The organism is Kitasatospora nipponensis, from assembly GCF_039528135.1.
GTDB classification, from domain to species: domain Bacteria; phylum Actinomycetota; class Actinomycetes; order Streptomycetales; family Streptomycetaceae; genus Kitasatospora; species Kitasatospora nipponensis.
Genome location: NZ_BAAALF010000173.1, coordinates 1 through 18,307, shown reverse-complemented (window position 1 = coordinate 18,307; position 18,307 = coordinate 1). Strand labels below are relative to the sequence as shown.

The window sequence follows — 18,307 nt, the reverse complement described above, 5'->3', positions numbered from 1 at the left end:
CACCCCCCGGGCGCCCGGGGCGGCCGGCTGACCGGCTCGGTGGTCGACCACCTCGCCTCGCAGGGGTCGCTGGCCTACGACGAGCGGCACCAGCTGCTCTACGCCGTCAACGCGGGCAGCGACACGGTGACCGTCTTCGCCGTGCACGGCGACCGGCTGGAGCGCCGCCAGGTGCTCTCCTCCGGCGGCTCGTTCCCGGTCGGCCTCGCGGTGCACGGTGACCTCCTCTACGTCCTCAACGCGCTGGACGGCGGCTCGATCCAGGGCTTCCGGCTGGCCGGCGAGCACCTCGCGCCGGTGGCCGGCTGGCACCGCGGCCTGGGCCTGGACCCGGCCGGCGCGCCGCAGTTCACCCACACGCCCGGGCAGATCGCCTTCACCCCGGACGGCTCCCGGCTGGTGGTGACCACCAAGGCCGGCGGCAACAGCATCGACGTCTTCCCGCTCGGCGCGCACGGCGCCCCCTCGGCGGCGCCCGTGGTGAACGCCGAGCCCGGCACGGTGCCGTTCGGCTTCGTCTTCGACGCGCACGGCCGCCTGCAGGTCACCGAGGTCGGCCCGAACGCGGTCGCCACCTACACGGTCGGCGCCGACGGCCGGGTCACCGCCGTCGGCCAGGCCCCCACCGGCCAGGCCGCCACCTGCTGGGTGGCCGCCGCCGGCGACCACCTCTACGCCTCCAACGCGGGCAGCGGCACCGTCTCCGGCTTCCGGGTCGGCGCCCGCGGCGCGCTCACGGCGCTCGGGAACACCGCCACCGACGCGGGGACGGTCGACGCCGCGGCCTCGGGCGACGGGCACTTCCTCTACGTCCAGGGCGGCAAGGCGGGCACGGTGGACGCCTACCGGATCGCCGCCGACGGCGGCCTGACCCCGGTCGGCGCGGTCACCGTGCCGGGCGGCGCCGGCGGCGAGGGCATCGTGGCCCTCTGAGTCACGGCGCCACCCGCCGAACGGGGTCGGTGCGGTCCCAACCGTCCTCAGGCCAGCCCGAGTTCGTCCGCCGGGTCGGCCAGTGGGGCGAAGTGCCGGTCGACCTCGGCCGGTGGGACCGCGCCGAGGTCGGCGGGGGACCAGCGCGGGTTGCGGTCCTTGTCCACGACCTGGGCGCGGATCCCCTCCACGAAGTCGGGCGAGCTCAGGCCCGCGCACGAGGTGCGGAACTCCTGGTCCAACGCGGCCTCCAGGCTGGGCAGTCGGCGGGCCCGGCGCAGGGCGGCCAGGGTCACCTTGAGGGCGGTCGGCGACTGGGCGCCGATCAGTTCGGCGGCCTCCTTCGCCTCCGGCAGGCCCGACTCCAGCAGGCGGGCGACGATCTCCTCCACCGTGTCGGCGGCGTAGCAGCGGTCGATCCAGGACTGCTGCCCGGCCAGTGCGGAGGGACCCGCCGGGGTGCTGAACGCTTCCACCACGGCCGCCGGTTCGCGCTCGGCGAGGGCCGCGGTGAAGGCCGCCAGCCGCTCGCTGGGCAGGTGGTGGTCGGCGAAGCCGCAGTACAGCGCGTCCGCGCCGGTCATCCGGGTGGCGGTGAGCGCGAGGTGGGTGCCGAGCTCGCCGGGCGCGTGCGCGAGCAGCCAGGTGCCGCCGACGTCGGGGACGAAGCCGATCGCGGTCTCCGGCATGCCGACGGCGGAGCGCTCGGTGACCACCCGCACGCTGCCGTGCGCCGAGACGCCCACCCCGCCGCCGAGCACCAGCCCGTCCATCAGGGCGACGTACGGCTTGGGGTAGCGGGCGATCCGGTGGTTGAGCAGGTACTCGTCGCGGAAGAAGGCGCGGGCGCCGGCCCCGCCGTCCTTGGCGTCGTCGTGGAAGAAGCGGATGTCGCCGCCCGCGCACAGGCCGCGCCCGCCGGCGCCGGTGAGCACGACGGCGGCCACCCGCGGGTCCCGCTCCCAGTCGGCCAGCACCTCGTGCAACCGCAGCACCATCGCGTGGTTGAGCGCGTTGATCGCCCGCGGACGGTTGAGGGTGATCCGGCCGACCCGGCCGTCCCGGTGGGCCGTCACCAGGGCGTCCGTGGTGTCCGCGGCGCCCGTGTCGGGCCCGCCCAGGGCTCGGGCCGGGGCCGGCGAGCCCGCCGGGGCGTGGGGCTGCGCGGGCTGCGAGGTCATCGGATGCTCCTTGCGGGGTCGGGCCGTACCGCCCGCCACGGTACGCGGCGGCCGCGGCGGTGGCACAGTGACCCGGTGACCGACACCGCGCACCCCTCCGCGTCCCCGTCCTCGATACCGGACCCCTCGGCCCCGCCCCCCGCCCCGCACGGCACGTTGACGCTGCTGCAGGGCACCGCGATGTACGTGGGCGCGGTGCTCGGCACCGGCGTGATCGCGCTGCCCGCGCTGGCGGCGAAGGTGGCCGGCCCGGCCTCGCTGCTCGCCTGGGCGGCCCTGGTGCTGCTCTCGGCCCCGCTGGCCGGGGTCTTCGCGGCGCTCGGCGCGCGCTACCCGGACGCCGGCGGCATCTCCTACTACGCCCGGCTGGCGTTCGGCCCGCGGGCCGCCGCGACGGCCGGCTGGTGCTTCTTCTTCGCGATCCCGCCGGGCTCGGCGGCCGCGGGACTCTTCTGCGGGTCGTACGTGGCCTCGGCGGTGGGCGGCGGCCGGGCCACCGAGCTGGCCACCGCCGCGGGCCTGCTGGCGGTGACGGGGCTGGCCAACCGGTACGGGGTGCGCCTCTCGGGCCGGCTGCAACTGGGCCTGTCGGGCGTGCTGGTGGCCCTGCTGCTGGTGGCGATGGCGTGCTCGCTGCCGCACGCGAGCCTGGCCCGGCTGCACCCGTTCGCGCCGCACGGCTGGTCGGCGATCGGGCCGGCCGCGAGCCTGTTGGTCTGGAGCTTCGCGGGCTGGGAGGCGATCACGCACCTGGCGGGCGAGTTCCGCTCCCCGCGCCGGGACCTGCCGCGCGCCACCGGGCTGGCCGTGCTGATCGTGGGGGCGCTCTACCTGGCGCTGGCCTTCGCGGTGATCGTGGTGCTCGGTCCGGCCGCGGCGGACTCCGCCGCGCCGCTGGGCGACCTGATGGCCGGCGGGCTGGGCGGCAGCGCCCGGCTGATGGCCGCCGGGGCGGCGGTGCTGCTGACGCTGGGCACCATGAACGCCTACTGGGCGGGCGCGGCCAAGCTCGGCGCGGCGCTGGGCCGCGACGGGCAGTTGCCGGCCGCGCTCGGCCGGGGCAGCACGGTGGGCGAGGTGCCGCGGCGCAGCCTGGCGACGCTGATCACGATGGCCGCACTGGCCCTGGGCGTGGTGGCGCTGACCGGCGTGGGACCGGCGCCGCTGGTGCAGCTGACCTGCGGCTCCTTCGTCACGGTGTACGCGCTGGGGACCTCGGCGGCGCTGCGGCTGCTGCCGCGGTGGAGCGCGGGCTGGCTGGCGGCGCTGGTGGCGCTGGTGGCGGTGGCCGCGCTGCTGGTGATGTCGGGACGGTACCTGCTCTGGCCGCTGCTGGTGGGCGCCGGCTCGCTGCTGTACCTGCGGTACCGGTCAACCCGGGACGGCGGGCGCTCCTGAAGGTGATAATCGGACCATGATGGACCATCAGCTCTTCCACCTGGACGCCCTGGCCGCCGAGCAGGACGCCGCCGGCCGGCGCTATCTGGAGTTCCTGCGGACCGACACCATGAGCGGCGGCGTCTACACCCTGGCCGCCGGCGCCGAGGACCCGCAGCTGCCGCACCGCGAGGACGAGTTGTACGTGGTGCTGGCCGGCGCCGGGGTGCTGCGGGTGGGCGAGGCCGAGCTGCCGGTGCGGGCCGGCTCGGTGGCGTTCGTGGCCGCGCAGGCGGTGCACCGCTTCCACGACATCACCGAGGACCTGCGGGTGCTCGTGCTCTTCGCGCCGGCCGAGTCCGACGGCTGACCCGGGCGACGGGTCCCACGGCCGGCCCCGACGGCGAGCCCGGGGGCCGGCCCGAGGACCGGGCCGGCGACGCGCCGTCCGTAATGGGCATGGGGGCGGGCTTCCTGGGTCAGACTGCAACCATGCTGGGGCTACCCGACCACATCCGCGCGTACCTCTTCGATCTCGACGGGGTGCTGACGCAGACCGCCAAAGTCCATGCCGCCGCCTGGAAGACGATGTTCGACGGCTTCCTGCGCGAGGAGGCCCGCCGCACCGGGGACGACTTCGTGCCCTTCGACCCGGTCGAGGACTACGACCGGTACGTGGACGGCCGCCCGCGCCTGGACGGCACCCGGACCTTCCTGAGCTCGCGCTCGATCGAACTGCCCGAGGGCAGTTCGGCCGACGGCCCGGGCGTGCGCAGCGTCCAGGGGCTGAGCGCGAGCAAGAACGACCTGGTGCTGCGGCTGATCCGCGAGCAGGGCGTGCAGCCGTACGCGGGGTCGGTGGAGTACCTGCACCGGCTGCGGGTGCTCGGCCTGCCCCGGGCGGTGGTCTCCTCCAGCGCCAACTGTCGCGACGTGCTGAAGGCGGCCGGCATCGAGGGCCTCTTCGACGTGGTGATCGACGGCGAGACGGCCCGCCGCCAGGGCCTGCCCGGCAAGCCGGCGCCCGACACGTACCTGGCCGCCGCCGAGGCGCTGAAGACCGCCCCCGAGCACGCGGCGGTCTTCGAGGACGCGCTGGCCGGGGTGGCCTCGGGACGGGCGGGCGGCTTCGGCGTGGTGGTCGGGGTGAACCGCACCGGCCAGGCGCAGGCGCTGCGCGAGCACGGCGCCGACCTGGTGGTGGACGACCTGTCCGAGCTGATCGAGGGGGAACCGGTATGACCGCGCAGGAGGGCTTCGCGGTCGACCCGTGGAGCGTCACCGAGCACCGGCTGGACCTGGCCCAACTGGCCCGCAGCGAGTCGGTCTTCGCGCTCTCCAACGGCCACATCGGGCTGCGCGCCAACCTCGACGAGGGGGAGCCGCACGGCCTGCCCGGCACCTACCTCAACGGGGTCTTCGAGCTGCGCCCGCTGCCCTACCCGGAAGGCGGCTACGGCTACCCGGAGTCGGGCCAGAGCGTCATCAACGTTACCAACGGCAAGCTCATCCGGCTGCTGGTCGACGACGAGCCCTTTGACCTGCGCTACGGCGAACTGCACGGCCACCGCCGCTCGCTGGACTTCCGCGAGGGCGTGCTGCGGCGGGAGGCGGAGTGGACCTCGCCGGCCGGGCGGACGATCAGGATCCGCTCCTCGCGACTGGTCTCGCTCACCCAGCGGGCGATCGCGGCGGTGGACTACGAGGTGGAGGCGGTGGACGGTCCGGTCCGGATCGTGCTCCAGTCCGAGCTGGTCGCCAACGAGCAGTTGCCGAACAGCGACGGCGACCCGCGCGCCTCGGCCGTGCTGGAGGCGCCGCTGGAGGCGGAGGCGCACCACGCGCACGGCACCCAGGGCTCGTTGGTGCACCGCACCCGGTTCAGCCAGCTGCGGGTCGCGGTCGGCATGGACCACGTGATCGAGGGTCCGGACGGGGTGAGCGTCACCTCGGAGAGCCGGCACGACCAGGCCCGGATCAACGTGACCACCGTGCTGCAGCCCGGCCAGCGGCTGCGGATGGTCAAGTTCACCGGCTACGGCTGGTCGGCCACCCGTTCGGTGCCGGCGGTCCGCGACCAGGTGGAGGCGGCGATCACCGCCGCCCGCTACTCCGGCTGGGACGGGCTGGTCGCCGAACAGAAGGCGTACCTCGACGAGTTCTGGTCCTCCAGCGACATCGAGATCGACGGCGACGTGGAACTCCAGCAGGCCGTCCGGTTCGCGCTCTTCCACGTCCTGCAGGCCTCCGCGCGCAGCGAGGAACGGGCCATCCCGGCCAAGGGGTTGACCGGTCCCGGCTACGACGGCCACAGCTTCTGGGACACCGAGACCTTCGTCCTGCCGGTGCTCACCTACTGCCTGCCGGGCGCGGTCGCCCAGGCGCTGCGCTGGCGGCACAGCACGCTCCCGCTGGCCCGCGAGCGGGCGGCCCAACTCGGCCTGGCCGGCGCGGTGTTCCCCTGGCGCACGATCCGTGGCGAGGAGTGCTCGGGCTACTGGCCGGCGGGCACGGCCGCGTTCCACATCGGCGCCGACATCGCGGTGGCGGCCGCCCGGTACGTGCGGGTCACCGGCGACGTCGACTTCGAGCGCAGCTACGGGCTCGAACTCCTGGTGGAGACCGCCCGGATGTGGCGGTCGCTGGGCCACCACGACCCGACCGGCCGGTTCCGGATCGAGGGCGTCACCGGGCCCGACGAGTACAGCGCGGTGGCGGACAACAACGTCTTCACCAACCTGATGGCCCAGACGAACCTGCGGGCCGCCGCCGAGGCGGTCGGGCGCCACCAGTTGGAGGCGGCGGCGCTGGGCGTGGACACCGAGGAGACCGCCGCCTGGCGGGACGCGGCCGCCGCGATGTTCATCCCCTACGACGAGAAGCTCGGCGTGCACCCGCAGGCCGACGGCTTCACCGACCACCAGCTCTGGGACTTCGAGGGCACGCCGCAGGAGAAGTACCCGCTGCTGCTGCACTACCCGTACTTCGACCTGTACCGCAAGCAGGTGGTCAAGCAGGCCGACCTGGTGCTCGCGATGCAGCTGCGCGGCGACGCCTTCAGCGCCGAGCAGAAGGCCCGCAACTTCGCCTACTACGAGCGCCTGACGGTGCGCGACTCCTCGCTGTCGGCCTGCACCCAGGCAGTGATCGCGGCCGAGGTGGGCCAGCTCGACCTGGCCTACGACTACACCGCCGAGGCCGCCCTGATGGACCTGCACGACCTGGGCGGCAACACCCGCGACGGCCTGCACATGGCCTCGCTGGCCGGTGCCTGCATCGCGCTGGTGTCCGGCTTCGGCGGGCTGCGCGACCACGGCACGGTGATCAGCTTCCGGCCGCGACTGCCCGCGGGCCTGGTCCGGCTGGCCTTCTCGATGCGGGTGCGCCACCACTTGCTGCACGTGGAGATCACCCACGAGAGGACCGACTACACGCTGCGCGAGGGCGACAAGCTGCGGATCGCGCACGACGACGAGGAGCTGTGGGTGGAGGTGGGGGCGCCGGTCCAGCGGCCCACCGCCGTGCCGGAGGCCAGCGAGCGGCTGCCCCAGCCACCCGGGCGCGAACCGGCCCGCCGTACCTCGCAGGCCGGGCCCACCACCGGCTCGGGCGTCAGCTCCGCGGAGCACCTGCCGGCCGAGTGAGCGGCTGAGCGAGGGGCTGAGCGAGCGGCTGAACGAGGGGCCGAGTGGGCGCGGCTGAGCAACCGGCTGGGTCGCCGATCGGGCCGGGTTTGCCTCTGAGGCACATTTCTTGCCTGAGAGGCATCAAGGGTGTGGACTTGATCCCATGAGCACCAGGCCACCGCCGCCCGACCAGGGCGAGCACGACGCCCAGGACGCGACCGAGGCCGAGCTGCCCGGTCTCGGGGCCCGGCTGCGCGAGCACCGGCAGGCCAACCGGCTCACCCTGGAGGCGGCCGCGGCCCGTGCCGGACTCTCGCCAGCCTATCTCTCCCGGCTGGAGACCGGTCGCCGCCAGCCCTCGCTGCCGGTCCTGCTGAGCCTGGCCCGGCTCTACGGCGGCACGGTGGCCGGCCTGCTCGGCGGGCAGGCCGGCCCGCCCGACCCGGTGGTGCGCGGCGGCGTCGTCGAGCCGAGCCGCACCGGCGGCTGGGGCTACCGGCGCGCCGGCGTCCCCGGCCGGGCCATGCAGGCGCTGCACGTCCACGTGCCGCCGGGCCTACAGGACGCGGTGGTGCGGGTGCACGCCGGCGAGGAGTGGCTGTACGTGGTCCGCGGCCGGTTGCGGCTGACGCTGGGCCAGAGCGCGTACCTGCTCGACGCCGGTGACAGCGCGCAGTTCGACTCGCTCACCCCGCACCGCCTGGCGGCCGACTCCGCCGACGGCGTGGAGCTGCTCTTCGTCCACACCCTGCTGCAGAGCCCGGGCAGTGACCTCTGCCTGGGCGACCCGCCGCGTTCGCTCTGAGGAAGGACCCGCTCCGATGGCTGTCCAGCACCCGCGCCCGAGCTACCCGCCCACCACCGACGCCGGCAAGCGCACCGACCACCGGGTGGCGATCCGGGTGGGGATCTACATGGTGGCCGCCCACCTCTTCGGCGGCTTCCTCTTCCTGCTCTTCTGGATCGGCGGCCACCGCGGCTGAGGCTCCCGGGCCCCGCTCACCGCGGCCCAGACCCCTGGAGCCCCCCGCTCAGCGTTCGGCCAGCAGCGCGGCGAGTTCGGCCAGCGCGCCGGCGTAGGAGCCCTCGGACGGCGTGCCGTAGCCGATCACCAGCGCCGGCGACGGCTCGTCCGGGCCACCGCGCCCCAGCAGTGGGTGGCGGAACTCGCCCAGCGACTGCAGGGCCAGCCCGCGCCGGGCGGCCCGCGCGACCAGCTCCTCCTCGCCCGGCCCGTCGGCCGGCACGGCCGCCAGCCGGTCGCGCCGCCGCCGGTAGTGCAGCCGGGCCCGGCGGACCTGGCGGTCGTACCCGCCGGAGCCGATCAGCTCGGCGAGCGCCAACTGCTCGATCACCCCCGACTGGCCGTCGGCCCGCGCCTTCTGCTCGGCCATCGGCTCGACCAGCCGGCGCGGCAGCGCCAGCCAGCCCAGCCGCAGCCCCGGCGCCAGGCTCTTGCTGGCGGTGCCCGCGTAGACCACCCGGTCGGGATCCAGCGCCTGCACCGCGCCCAGCGGCTGGCGGTCGTAGCGGAACTCGCCGTCGTAGTCGTCCTCGATCACCAGCGCGTCGGCCTCCCGGGCCCAGTCCACCGCGGCGGCCCGCCGCGAGGGGTGCAGCGGGGCACCGGTGGGGAACTGGTGGGCGGGGGTCAGCAGCACGGCGTCCGCGTCCAGGCCGGGCAGCAGCTCGGTGCGCGCGCCCCGCTCGTCCAGCGGGAGCGGCACGGTGGCCGGGCCGGCCGCGCTGATCGCCGCGTGGTGCGGTGCCAGCCCGTACCCCTCGACGGCCAGGGTGCGGGCGCCGTCCGCGTGCAGCACCGCGGCGAGCAGGGCCAGCCCCTGGGCGTAGCCGGAGCAGAGCACCAGCCGCTCGTGGTCGATCCGCACCCCGCGCACCCGCCCGAGGTAGCCGGCCAGCGCCCGGCGCAGTTCGATCCGGCCGCGCGGGTCGGAGTAGCCCAGCGCGTCGCGCGGGGCGGCGTCCAGCGCCCGGCGGGTGGCGGCCAGCCAGTCGCGGCGGGGGAAGAGGTCCAGGTCGGGGCGGCCGCTGCGCAGGTCGTACCGGTAGCTCGGCGCGGGCGGGCGGACCGGCGGCGGTTCGGGCGGCGCGCAGGGGCTGCGCTGGGCGACGGTGGTGCCCGAGCCCTGGCGGGAGGCCAGCCAGCCCTCGGCGGCGAGTTGCGCGTAGGCCTCGGCCACGGTGTTGCGGGCCAGGCCGAGGTCGGCGGCCAGGGCGCGCGAGGAGGGCAGCCGGGTGCCGGGCGGCAGGTTGCCGCCGGCCGCGGCCTCGCGCAGCGCGTCCTCCAGGGCGGCCCGCAGGCCCACGCCGGCGGCCCGGCGGCCGGCCAGGTCGAGGTGGAGGTCCGGCGCCCAAATGGCCCAAGTATTCATACCGCGAATGAACCAGGAGGCCGGTCCAGTTACTCCCTAGGGTGGTGCGCATGAGTACCGCGACCGAGCCCGCCACCGTTCCCGTGCCCGCCCCCGCCCCGCGGATGGCCTTCCACCAGCTGGTCCCCGACGTCTACCGGGCGATGGCCGAGCTCACCCGGGCCGCCTCGGCGGGGCTGGACCCGCTGCTGGCCGAACTGGTGAAGATCCGCGCCTCGATGATCAACGGCTGTGCCTACTGCATCGACATGCACTCCACCGACGCCCTGAAACTGGGTGAGGGCCCGCACCGGATCGTCGCGCTGCCGGCCTGGCGCGAGACGCCGTTCTTCACCGCCCGCGAGCGCGCCGCCCTCGCGCTGACCGAGGCCGTCACGCTGCTGACCGAGGGCCATGTGCCGGACGCCGTCTACGACGAGGCCGCCGCCCGGTTCGACCAGCAGGAAGTGGCCCGGCTCATCTCGCTGATCGCCACCATCAACGCCTGGAACCGCTTCGGGGTGGCCACCCGGCTGAGCCCGCCGGCCCGCTCCCGCACCTGACCTCACCGCGCGGGCGGCGGGCTTGGGGCGGCGGGGTACGGTGATCCGTCCGGTCCGCCCGCGCGAATGGAGTTCGCCGCCCATGTCAGAGCCGACCCGCAGGACCCAAGCCGCCGACGTCGAGAACGCCGCGCCGCGCACCGTCCTGCTGACCGGCGCGGCCGGCGCGGTCGGCACCATGCTGCGCGCCGAACTCCCCGGCTACGGATACCGGTTGCGGCTCTTCGACCGGACCCCGATCACGGCCGAGCCGGGCGCGATCACCGCCGACCTGGCCGACACCGAGGAGCTCACCGCGGCGGCCCGCGGCGTGGACGCCATCGTCCACCTGGCCGGGATCCCCGGCGAGGCGCCGTTCGCGGACATCCTGACCGTCAACATCAACGGCACCCACCAGCTCTACGAGGCGGCCCGGGCCGCCGGGGTGCGCCGGGTGGTGTTCGCCAGCAGCAACCACGCGGTCGGCTTCACCGAGCGCCCGGCGGACGGCGGCCCGCTGCGGGTGGACACCCCGCGCCGCCCGGACACCTACTACGGCCTCTCCAAGTGCTTCGGCGAGGACCTCGCCGCGCTCTACGCGGACCGGCACGGCATCGAGACCGTCTCGCTGCGGATCGGCTCCTGCTACCCGGAGCCGTTCACCGTGCGCCACCTGGCCACCTGGCTCAGCCCGGCCGACTGCGGTCGCCTGGTGCACGCCTCGCTCACCGCCGAGCTGCCGCACCCGGGGCACGTGGCCGTCCACGGCATCTCGGCCAACACCCGCGCCTGGTGGGACCTCGCCCCCGGCCGCGCGATCGGCTACCACCCGCAGGACGACGCCGAGCCGTTCGCCGCCGCCCTGCTCGCCAAGTACGGCGAACCGGACGAGGACGACCCGGAGTTCCACTACGTGGGCGGCGACTTCACCCAGTAGCAGAGGCCGCCGGGCCCGCGCCCCGGGCCCGGCCGGTCACCACGCGCAGTTCGCGCACGCTGTTGCCGACGAAGGAGGGCAGCGGCTCGGGCGTTTGGCCCGCCGCCGGACGCAGGTCGGGGAAGGCGGTGAACAGGGCGCGCAGCGCGGTCTCCGCCTCCAGCCGGGCCAGCCCTGCGCCGAGGCAGAAGTGCGGGCCGTGGCCGAGCGAGAGGTGGCGGGCGTCCGGACGGCCCGGCTCGAAGGCGGCGGCCCGCTCGTAGTGGCCCTCGTCGCGCCCGGCCGCGGCGTAGGAGGCGAGCAGCGCCTCGCCGCGCCGCACCAGCACGTCGCCCACCACGATGTCCTCGATCGCGTAGCGCAGCGGGAACTGTCCGACCGGCGAGTCGTAGCGCAGCGTCTCCTCGACCACCGCCGACCACTCGACCTCGCCGGCCAGCACCCGGGCCAGCTGCTCGGGGTGGGCGAACAGCGCGCGCACCGCGTTGGTGATCAGGTTGAGCGTGGTCTCGTGGCCGGCCACCAGCATCAGCAGCAGGGTGCCGACCAGCTCCTGCTCGCTCAGACGCGCGGCGGGCCCGCCGGGTCCCTCCGGTCCGTCCGGATCCGCCGTCCCGGCCGCCTCGTCGCGGGCGGCGATCAGCGCGCTGGTCAGGTCGTCGCCGGGCTGCTCGCGCCGCAGCGCCACCAGCGAGGCGAGCAGCGCGTACAGGTCGCGCTGGGCGGCCAGCGCGGCCTCGGGCGTCGCGGAACTGCTGACCAGGGTGGTGGAGAGCTCGTGCAGGGCGTCCTGCTCGGCGGCCGGCAGGCCCAGCAGGTCGGCTATCACGCTCATCGGCAGCGGGTAGGCGAACGCGGAGCGCAGCTCGAACTCGCCCGTCAGCCCGGTCAGCAGCCGCGCGGCGAGCTCCTCGATCCGGGGCCGCAGCCCCGCCACCCGGCGCGGGGTCAGGGCCTGGCTCACCAGCGAGCGCAGCCGCCGGTGGTCCGCGCCGTCCGCGGTCAGCATGCCCGGCACGGTGACGAAGTTGAGCAGCGGCCAGCCCGCCGGCAGCCGTCCCTCGGTGAAGACCGGCCAGTGCCGCGGGTCCTTGCCCACCCGGGGGTCGGCCAGCAGCTCCTGGAGCACCCCGTGGTGGGTGACCGCCCAGGCCGGTACCCCGCCGGGCAGCTCCACCAGCGCCAACGGGCCCAGCCCGCGCAGCCGTTCGTTCTCGGCGTGCTGGTCGCGTCCGAAAGGGTCGAGCGGGACGGCCGTCAGCGTCCGGGAGGTCTGCATGGGCGTCACCCTAGGACCACCGCGCCCGGCTGACCAGCCGTCAGTCGGCGCCCGGCGCGCCGTGGTCGGGCCGGAGCGGTCAGGCCGGGATGCGGTGCAGCAGCAGGACCGCGACGTCGTCCGGCCGGGAGTTGCGCTCGGTCACGTTGAGGGTCAGCAGGTCGGCCAGCCGCTCCAGCGCCGCCTCCGGGGTGCTCCGGGCGTCGGTGCCGGTGCCGGTCTCGGCGCCGCCGGCCGCACCGGCCGCACCGGCCGCACCGGGCGCCTCGACGCGCCGGCTCCACAGCTCCAGGCCGCCGAGCATCCGCTGCACCGACTCGTCGTAGTCCTCGTCGCGGTCCTCCACCAGGCCGTCGGTGTAGGCCAGCAGCGTCTCGCCCGGGGCCAGGTGCTCCACCACGAGCGGGTAGCGGGCCGTCGGGTCGACGCCCAGCGGCGGGCCGCCCGCCAGCGGCAGCTCGCTGGCCGCGCCGTCGCGGATCCGCACCGGCGGCGGGTGACCGGCGCGGGCGGCGTGCAGCGCGCCGGAGGTCAGGTCCAGGGTCAGGTAGAGACAGGTGGCGAAGAGCTCGGTGTCCAGCTCGGCCAGCAGCCGGCTGGTGCGGGCCAGCGTGGCCGCCGGGTCGTGCCCGTCGGTGGCGTACGCGCGCAGGCCGCTGCGCAGCTGGCCCATCACGGCGGAGGCCTCGGCGTTGTGGCCCTGCACGTCGCCGATCACCATGCCGACCCGGCCGCTGGGCAGCGGGAACAGGTCGTACCAGTCGCCGCCGATCTGCATCCCCTCGGTGCTCGGCAGGTAGCGCGCGGCCGAGCAGAGGCCGGCGAGTCTGGGCAGGCTGCGCGGCAGCATCGCGCGCTGCAGCTCGGTGGCGCGGTGGTGGTGGGTGTCGTAGAGCCGGGCCCGTTCCAGGGACTGCGCGAGAATCCCGGCGAAGGCGGAGTAGAGGGTGCGGTCCTCGCGGCCGAAGGAGCGCTCGGTGGCGAAGGTGATCAGGCAGGAGCCGACCTGCCGGCCCGAGGCGATCAGCGGCAGCACGGCCCAGGCGCCCGGGGTGTGGCCCGCCGCGCCGACGACCGCCACGGTGTCGCCCGTGTCGCCGTCGCCCGCGTCGCCGTCTCCCGCCGCGCCGCCGGCCGGCGGGCTGAAGAGCGGGGTGGCCCGGGCCAGCGCGTGCTCCATGGCGTCGTTGGACAGCTCGTGCAGCCGGTTCAGCTCGCCGCGGTGCGCCCCGCCGTAGACCGAGGGCGAGACCGGCAGCAGCCGCCCCTCGTCGACCAGGTCCAGCACCAGGCCGGTGGCGCCCAGGGCGGGGCGGGCCACGTCGGTCAGCGCGGTGGTGACGTCCCGCACGGTGACCGCGCGCGACAGCGCCCGGGTGAGCGCGAGCAGCAGCGAGGTCCGGGCGCCGCCGACCTCGGGCCCGGCCGGCCCGTCCGCTGCCCGGTCCGCCGTGGGCCCGGTCCCGGCCTCGTGCGCGGTGGCGCCCGGCTCGCCGGCGTCACGCCCGGTGACCGGGTCGGCGTGACGCGGGGCGTCCAGCAGCAGGCCGGGGATCCGCACCGGCCGCCCGTGCACGTCCAGCAGCACCTCGCCGCACTCGTCGACCCAGCCCGCCGAGTGGTCCGGCCGCAGCACCCGGTAGGCCAGCCGGTAGGGGCCGCCGCGGGTCAGCACCTCCACCAGCGCGGCCTGGATGTCGGGCAGGTCCTCGGGGTGGACCAGGGTGCTCAGCTCCGGCGCCGGGAACGGTCCGGGACCCGCCGGCACCGGGCGGCCCACCACCCGGTAGGCGGCCGCGTCCCAGGCGCTCTCCCCGGTGATCAGGTCCCGTTCGAAGGCGCCCGCGCCGGCGGCCCGCACGGCGCCGCCGAGCAGCGGGTCGGCGACGAAGGAGTCCGGCTGCTCGGCGTGCGTGCGCACCCCGGGCGGGGCGCCGGCGCTCGCCTTCCCGTGCTCCATCAGGTACCCGAGCCGGTGGGCGCAGGTCTCCGCGATCGCCTCCAGGGCGTCCAGGTCGCGGCGCGGCACGGTGCCGCGGTGCGCCAGGGGCAGCGCGAGGACGCCGATCGCCAGGTCGTCGACCACCAGCGGCAGGGTGGCGACGGCGACCAGGCCGGTCCCCAGCCCGACCGAGGGGTTGGGGTAGTCGCTGCCGGTCTGCTCGGGACTGAGCAGCACCGGCGCGCGGCGGCGCAGGGCGAGCGCGGCGGGCAGGTCGCTGTCGGGGTCGACGGTGCCGTAGCGCTCGTGCACCCAGGCGGGCAGGCCGCTGGAGACGGTCAGCCGCAGCTGGCCGGCCTGGTCCAGCAGGTAGATCGCGGAGCCCTCGCCGGTGATCCAGCCGGGCCCGTCGGTCAGGGCCGCGGAGAGCAGTTCGGCGGCGCTGGTGCAGCGCAGCAGGCGGCGCACGCAGGTCACGGTGGAGCGCGCGCCGGTGCGCGAGCCGGCCGCCGGGCCCGCCGCGGCGCCGGGGACGCCGGGCGCACCGGCCGAGGTCGGCGGCCAGGGCGAGGTCAGGTCCATCGGGGGCCTTCCGCTCCGGGGCGGCCGCGGGACGGAGTGAGCGCCGACCGGCGGCGGCCCGATGTGCCGCGCTTGACGCTGAATATCCTATTTGCTCCGGCCGCGGCAGGGCGTGATCAGCGCCCGGAACCCGCCTGCGGAACCCCGTGCGGGCGGGCGCGCCCGGACGGCGGACCCGAAGCGGGGCCGGACGCGCGTGGAGGTCGGAGGGGCCCTACTGGCCGTCGCACTCGCCGTAGCCGGCCTGCGGCCGGGCCGGGACGGTGGCCATCGAGCGCAGCCCGCGGACGATCGCGAAGCCGCGGCGCACCGCGGCCCAGCCGGTCGGCTGCTCGGGCACCGGCGGCGCGTACCGCGGGCCCGTCGCGCCGGGCGCGCCCGCGCGCTGGCCGGGGATCGCGCCGGTGGTGGTGGGCACGGGGACGGCTGCGGTCGGGGCCGCCGCGCTGCGGGCGGTGGTCGGCTGCGTCATGGTCCCTCGTCCTCTGCGGGTGGTGGCCTGCCCCCCGGCTGGTGCTACCCGGGCGAGCCCCAGTCTGACCATGGTTCGGAGACGAATCGATCTCGGTCTCCGCCCGAATCGGTACCGGATGGGACTTTAGTCCTATCCGATCAACCCTCCGTATGACCAGAGGATCGGCAAGTTCTCACAGAAGGGACGCATCGGTGCCGGGCCCAGGGCGCCCGGCCGGTGCCGGTCGGTCCCCGGCTCAGCCGCCGGCGGGCCAGTTGCGCAGGCCGCCGGTCAGCACGCCGATCAGCCGGTCCTGGGTCACCGCGAGGTCCTCGGAGAGCTGGAAGGCGCCGCCGATGGAGAGCGAGGCGAAGCCGTGGGTGAGGGCGCGCACGGTCCGGGCGGCGTGGACCGCCTCGGAGCCGGCGATGCCGTAGCCGCGCAGTACCGCCAGGATCGCCCCGACCAGCTCGCCGGCGACTCCCAGCAACTCCTCGTCGGCCCCCGCCGGGGACTGCGGCAGGGCGGCGTAGCGGCCCGGGTAGCGGGTGGCGTAGGCGTGGTAGGCCCGCAGCAGCGCCTCCATCGCCGGGTCGCCCTCGGCCCCGGCGGTGGCCTGCCGCAGGTGGTCCGCCAGGTCGCCGGTGATCCGGATCGCGATCAGCCGGCGCAGGGCGGCCAGGCCGCCGGGCACGTGCTTGTAGAGCGAGGGGGTGGCCACCTTGGCGCGGGCCGCCACGCCCGCCAGCGTCAGGGCGTCGGGGCCCTGTTCGTCGATCAGCGCCAGGGCGTGGTCGACCACGGCGTCGGGGGTCAGGCCGGCGCGGGGCATCAGACCACCTCGGCGAGGAAGGGGAGCAGGGCGTCGGCGGTGGCCTGCGGGAACTCGGCCATCGGGTAGTGGCCGGCACCCTCGATCATCACCACGCGCCCGTTCAGGGCCGCGGCCTGCCGCTCGGCCAGCGCCTTCGGGTCGGTGAAGTCGGGGTCCTTGTCGCCCATGACGACCAGCGCCGGGCAGCGCACGCCGGCCGTCCAGCCCACCGGGGCGGAGTCGCCGCGCACGTAGCCGCGGGTGGCGACCCGGTGGCCGGGGGCGCGCAGGTCCGCGACCAGGGCGGCGGTGTGGGCGGCGCGGTCGGCCGGGCCGCCGGAGGGGAAGGCCATCTTGTTCAGGTAGAGGCCCCAGATCGAGGGGACGTAGACGATCGCCTCACCGACCGCCTTGACCAGCAGCTTGACCAGGGCGTTCGGCTGGGGGTTCTCGATGAAGGCGTCCAGCAGGACGATCCCGGCCACCAGGTCGGGGGCGGTGGTGGCGACCTTGACCACGGTGGCGCCGGTGTAGGAACTGCCGGCCAGCACGGCGCGCTCGACGCCCAGGTGCTGCAGCAGGGCGATCACGTCGGTGGCGATCGCGGCCGGCGAGTAGTCGTCCCAGGCGACCGAGGACTCGCCCAGGCCGCGCAGGTCCATCGTGATCACCCGGTGGCCGGCGGCGGTGAGCAGCGGGTGCAGGTGGCGGTAGGTGGCCCGGGTGTCGAGCATGCCGGGGATCAGGACCACCGGGGTGCCCGCGCCGTTCGTGTCGTCGAAGGCGATGGTGCCGCCGGGGAGTTCGAGGTACTGGGTCCGGGGGGTGAGGGTGCTGGTCATGGTGGGCCTCCTGGGCTTCGTCGGCCGTGCCGCCGGCGTCTGCCGACACCCATAAAGCTAAGGCTAATAGCCTTAGCCGTCAAGGGGTCGGGTCGCGTCCGCCGGCGGCACGGCCGACCGGCTCAGGGGGTGTCCAGGCGGAACGGGTCGTGCTCGGCGAGCAGCTTGTCCAGTCGGGCCTGGTCGACCCGGCTGACCAGCTGGCCCTCGTCCTGGCGGTCGCGGATCACCTTGGCCAGCGTGAAGGCCGAGGTGATCACGTAGAGCAGCCCCAGGGCGAGGAAGGCGCGCATCCAGGCGTCGACCGGCAGGTAGGCGATCCCGACGGCGAGGCCGCCGCCGGAGAGCGTGAAGGAGAGGATCGCCTGCAGGTAGTAGGCGGACGTGGTCCGCGGCTGTACCGAGGAAGTCATGCCTGAAGGATCGTCAACTGGGTCCGCGGGCACCTGAGTACGGATACTCACTTCCGGGTCGCGAAACGGTGACCGGGCGGTCGCCGGATCGTCCCGGCGGCTCGCGGGCGGCGGGTGCGGGTCGGCCGTGGGCGGCGCCTGGCGGGTGGGGTCCGGCGGCGGGGGAGGGGTGGGGAGTGCGGAGGGCTCGTGAGGGACCGTCACGGAGCGTTGTGGGCCAGGGGGATATCACGGGCAAAACGGTTCATACGCCTCAGAAGAGTGTGACAATCCCACTGGATGAGCTTGGAATCAGGGGTGCTCTGGGATTAACGTTTGATAACGCAGCGCGGTCGGCAACGCCGTACCCGAACGGCACCGTGCGCCGTCGCCTAATCCATGGACCCAGCCCGCCGGGCGGGGTCCGGGAGCCGGGGAACCACCGTTCCTTGGGGTGAATCGGACCGGCTCCGGCCGGACCGTAGGAGACCTTCCACCTCCGAACCCGTCAGCTAACCCGGTAGGCGAGAGGGAAGGAAAGGAGCGCCCCCGTGGCGTCGACGCACTCCTCCGAGAGCCGCGGCCAGCTGAGCGGTACTCAGTTGCTCGACCACCCCGCGCACCCCGACCACGTCACCCAGCCCGACCGCCCCCTGCAGGCCGAGTACTTCGAGGAGGGCGCGCGGCACAAGGTGCCCCGCCAGGCGCGTGCCGCCGGACCGGTCCTGGGCGTCACCGCGATGGCCGCCGCCCTCGGCGCCACCACCTTCTCCGCCACCGCCGCCGCGGCCGCCACCCCGAGCGCCCCGCCGGCCGCCCCCGCCTTCAGCGCCCCCGACCGGGTGGCCCCCGACGCGCGCGCCCAGGGCCCGCAGGACGGCGCCGCCGACCCGGGCCTGGCGCTGTTCGCCCGGATCCAGCAGCAGGCCGACACCCGGAGCACCGCCGAGGAGGAGGCCGCCCGCCTCGACGCCGCCCGGGAGGCCGCCGCCGAGCGCGCCGCCCACGCCGAGGCCGCGGCCATTGCCGCCGTG

Annotated in this window: 17 protein-coding genes, 1 pseudogene and 1 riboswitch; of the genes and pseudogenes, 10 read left to right on the top strand and 8 right to left on the bottom strand. The window is 75.6% G+C overall.

Annotated elements, in window-relative coordinates; all coding sequences use genetic code 11:
- A partial coding sequence (locus tag ABD323_RS32305) for a lactonase family protein (RefSeq protein WP_344445605.1) occupies positions 1-933 on the top strand: 933 nt, incomplete at its 5' end.
- A gap of 47 nt (positions 934-980) precedes the next feature.
- On the opposite strand, the gene ABD323_RS32300 is transcribed toward ABD323_RS32305, so the two are convergent.
- Complete coding sequence (locus ABD323_RS32300) at positions 981-2,114, bottom strand: enoyl-CoA hydratase/isomerase family protein (protein WP_344445604.1); 1,134 nt, start codon at positions 2,112-2,114, stop codon at positions 981-983.
- 75 nt (positions 2,115-2,189) lie between these two features.
- Here ABD323_RS32300 and ABD323_RS32295 point away from each other — a divergent pair, with 75 nt between their 5' ends.
- The 6 genes from ABD323_RS32295 (at position 2,190) to ABD323_RS32270 (ending at position 8,100) form a co-directional block, all read left to right on the top strand.
- Complete coding sequence (locus ABD323_RS32295) at positions 2,190-3,512, top strand: APC family permease (protein WP_344445603.1); 1,323 nt, start codon at positions 2,190-2,192, stop codon at positions 3,510-3,512.
- A gap of 16 nt (positions 3,513-3,528) precedes the next feature.
- A complete protein-coding gene (locus ABD323_RS32290; protein ID WP_344445602.1) occupies positions 3,529-3,861 on the top strand; it encodes a cupin domain-containing protein in 333 nt (110 codons plus the stop codon).
- Positions 3,862-3,983: 122 nt separating this feature from the next.
- Positions 3,984-4,733: an HAD family hydrolase gene (locus ABD323_RS32285; RefSeq protein ID WP_344445601.1), complete on the top strand. Its 750-nt coding sequence runs from the start codon at positions 3,984-3,986 to the stop codon at positions 4,731-4,733.
- Positions 4,730-7,135 carry a glycoside hydrolase family 65 protein gene (locus ABD323_RS32280; RefSeq protein WP_344445600.1) on the top strand — a complete coding sequence of 802 codons (2,406 nt, stop codon included), beginning with the start codon at positions 4,730-4,732 and terminating at the stop codon, positions 7,133-7,135. The genes ABD323_RS32285 and ABD323_RS32280 overlap by 4 nt, the downstream gene beginning before the upstream one ends.
- Positions 7,136-7,280: 145 nt before the next feature.
- Positions 7,281-7,922, top strand: coding sequence for a helix-turn-helix domain-containing protein (locus tag ABD323_RS32275; RefSeq protein ID WP_344445599.1), 642 nt, complete (start codon positions 7,281-7,283; stop codon positions 7,920-7,922).
- Between the two features lie 16 nt (positions 7,923-7,938).
- A complete protein-coding gene (locus tag ABD323_RS32270) occupies positions 7,939-8,100 on the top strand; it encodes a DUF6126 family protein (protein ID WP_344445598.1) in 162 nt (53 codons plus the stop codon).
- A 48-nt stretch (positions 8,101-8,148) separates the two neighbouring features.
- Here ABD323_RS32270 and pdxR read toward each other — a convergent pair whose 3' ends face one another.
- The gene (gene pdxR, locus ABD323_RS32265; protein ID WP_344445597.1) at positions 8,149-9,510 is read right to left on the bottom strand and encodes a MocR-like pyridoxine biosynthesis transcription factor PdxR; all 1,362 of its coding nucleotides are present in this window, start codon (positions 9,508-9,510) and stop codon (positions 8,149-8,151) included.
- Between the two features lie 50 nt (positions 9,511-9,560).
- Here pdxR and ABD323_RS32260 point away from each other — a divergent pair, with 50 nt between their 5' ends.
- Both ABD323_RS32260 and ABD323_RS32255 read left to right on the top strand, forming a co-directional pair.
- The gene (locus ABD323_RS32260) at positions 9,561-10,052 is read left to right on the top strand and encodes a carboxymuconolactone decarboxylase family protein (protein WP_344445596.1); all 492 of its coding nucleotides are present in this window, start codon (positions 9,561-9,563) and stop codon (positions 10,050-10,052) included.
- Between the two features lie 82 nt (positions 10,053-10,134).
- Complete coding sequence (locus ABD323_RS32255) at positions 10,135-10,968, top strand: NAD-dependent epimerase/dehydratase family protein (protein ID WP_344445595.1); 834 nt, start codon at positions 10,135-10,137, stop codon at positions 10,966-10,968.
- Here ABD323_RS32255 and ABD323_RS32250 read toward each other — a convergent pair.
- The 6 genes from ABD323_RS32250 to ABD323_RS32225 all read right to left on the bottom strand — a co-directional run bounded on the left by ABD323_RS32250 (position 10,958) and on the right by ABD323_RS32225 (position 17,294).
- Complete coding sequence (locus ABD323_RS32250; RefSeq protein ID WP_344445594.1) at positions 10,958-12,247, bottom strand: cytochrome P450 family protein; 1,290 nt, start codon at positions 12,245-12,247, stop codon at positions 10,958-10,960. The two genes, ABD323_RS32255 and ABD323_RS32250, sit on opposite strands and share 11 nt — an antisense overlap.
- A gap of 79 nt (positions 12,248-12,326) precedes the next feature.
- Positions 12,327-14,771, bottom strand: a complete 2,445-nt coding sequence (locus ABD323_RS32245) for a SpoIIE family protein phosphatase (RefSeq protein WP_344445593.1) — start codon at positions 14,769-14,771, stop codon at positions 12,327-12,329.
- Positions 14,772-14,985: 214 nt separating this feature from the next.
- Entirely contained in the window at positions 14,986-15,243 is a 258-nt protein-coding gene (locus tag ABD323_RS32240; RefSeq protein ID WP_344445592.1) for a hypothetical protein, read from the bottom strand.
- A 238-nt stretch (positions 15,244-15,481) separates the two neighbouring features.
- On the bottom strand, positions 15,482-16,057 hold the full coding sequence (locus ABD323_RS32235; protein ID WP_344445591.1) for a TetR/AcrR family transcriptional regulator: 576 nt from the start codon (positions 16,055-16,057) through the stop codon (positions 15,482-15,484).
- Positions 16,057-16,881 carry an alpha/beta fold hydrolase gene (locus tag ABD323_RS32230; RefSeq protein WP_344445590.1) on the bottom strand — a complete coding sequence of 275 codons (825 nt, stop codon included), beginning with the start codon at positions 16,879-16,881 and terminating at the stop codon, positions 16,057-16,059. The genes ABD323_RS32235 and ABD323_RS32230 overlap by 1 nt, the downstream gene beginning before the upstream one ends.
- Positions 16,882-17,003: 122 nt before the next feature.
- Positions 17,004-17,294, bottom strand: coding sequence for a YiaA/YiaB family inner membrane protein (locus ABD323_RS32225; protein WP_344445589.1), 291 nt, complete (start codon positions 17,292-17,294; stop codon positions 17,004-17,006).
- A gap of 358 nt (positions 17,295-17,652) precedes the next feature.
- A riboswitch (cyclic di-AMP (ydaO/yuaA leader) is annotated at positions 17,653-17,815 on the top strand.
- Between the two features lie 9 nt (positions 17,816-17,824).
- Between ABD323_RS32225 and ABD323_RS32220 the strand changes: the two are divergent.
- Positions 17,825-18,307, top strand: a pseudogene (locus ABD323_RS32220) (hypothetical protein); the annotation flags it as partial.

Bases quoted from the DNA above. Each gene is read 5' to 3' on its own strand.
- ABD323_RS32300 (WP_344445604.1), bottom strand. From the start codon at position 2,114: ATGACCTCGCAGCCCGCGCAGCCCCACGCCCCGGCGGGCTCGCCGGCC.
- ABD323_RS32290 (WP_344445602.1), top strand. From the start codon at position 3,529: ATGATGGACCATCAGCTCTTCCACCTGGACGCCCTGGCCGCCGAGCAG.
- ABD323_RS32285 (WP_344445601.1), top strand. From the start codon at position 3,984: ATGCTGGGGCTACCCGACCACATCCGCGCGTACCTCTTCGATCTCGAC.
- ABD323_RS32280 (WP_344445600.1), top strand. From the start codon at position 4,730: ATGACCGCGCAGGAGGGCTTCGCGGTCGACCCGTGGAGCGTCACCGAG.
- ABD323_RS32275 (WP_344445599.1), top strand. From the start codon at position 7,281: ATGAGCACCAGGCCACCGCCGCCCGACCAGGGCGAGCACGACGCCCAG.
- ABD323_RS32270 (WP_344445598.1), top strand. From the start codon at position 7,939: ATGGCTGTCCAGCACCCGCGCCCGAGCTACCCGCCCACCACCGACGCC.
- pdxR (WP_344445597.1), bottom strand. From the start codon at position 9,510: ATGAATACTTGGGCCATTTGGGCGCCGGACCTCCACCTCGACCTGGCC.
- ABD323_RS32260 (WP_344445596.1), top strand. From the start codon at position 9,561: ATGAGTACCGCGACCGAGCCCGCCACCGTTCCCGTGCCCGCCCCCGCC.
- ABD323_RS32255 (WP_344445595.1), top strand. From the start codon at position 10,135: ATGTCAGAGCCGACCCGCAGGACCCAAGCCGCCGACGTCGAGAACGCC.
- ABD323_RS32250 (WP_344445594.1), bottom strand. From the start codon at position 12,247: ATGCAGACCTCCCGGACGCTGACGGCCGTCCCGCTCGACCCTTTCGGA.
- ABD323_RS32245 (WP_344445593.1), bottom strand. From the start codon at position 14,771: ATGGACCTGACCTCGCCCTGGCCGCCGACCTCGGCCGGTGCGCCCGGC.
- ABD323_RS32240 (WP_344445592.1), bottom strand. From the start codon at position 15,243: ATGACGCAGCCGACCACCGCCCGCAGCGCGGCGGCCCCGACCGCAGCC.
- ABD323_RS32235 (WP_344445591.1), bottom strand. From the start codon at position 16,057: ATGCCCCGCGCCGGCCTGACCCCCGACGCCGTGGTCGACCACGCCCTG.
- ABD323_RS32230 (WP_344445590.1), bottom strand. From the start codon at position 16,881: ATGACCAGCACCCTCACCCCCCGGACCCAGTACCTCGAACTCCCCGGC.
- ABD323_RS32225 (WP_344445589.1), bottom strand. From the start codon at position 17,294: ATGACTTCCTCGGTACAGCCGCGGACCACGTCCGCCTACTACCTGCAG.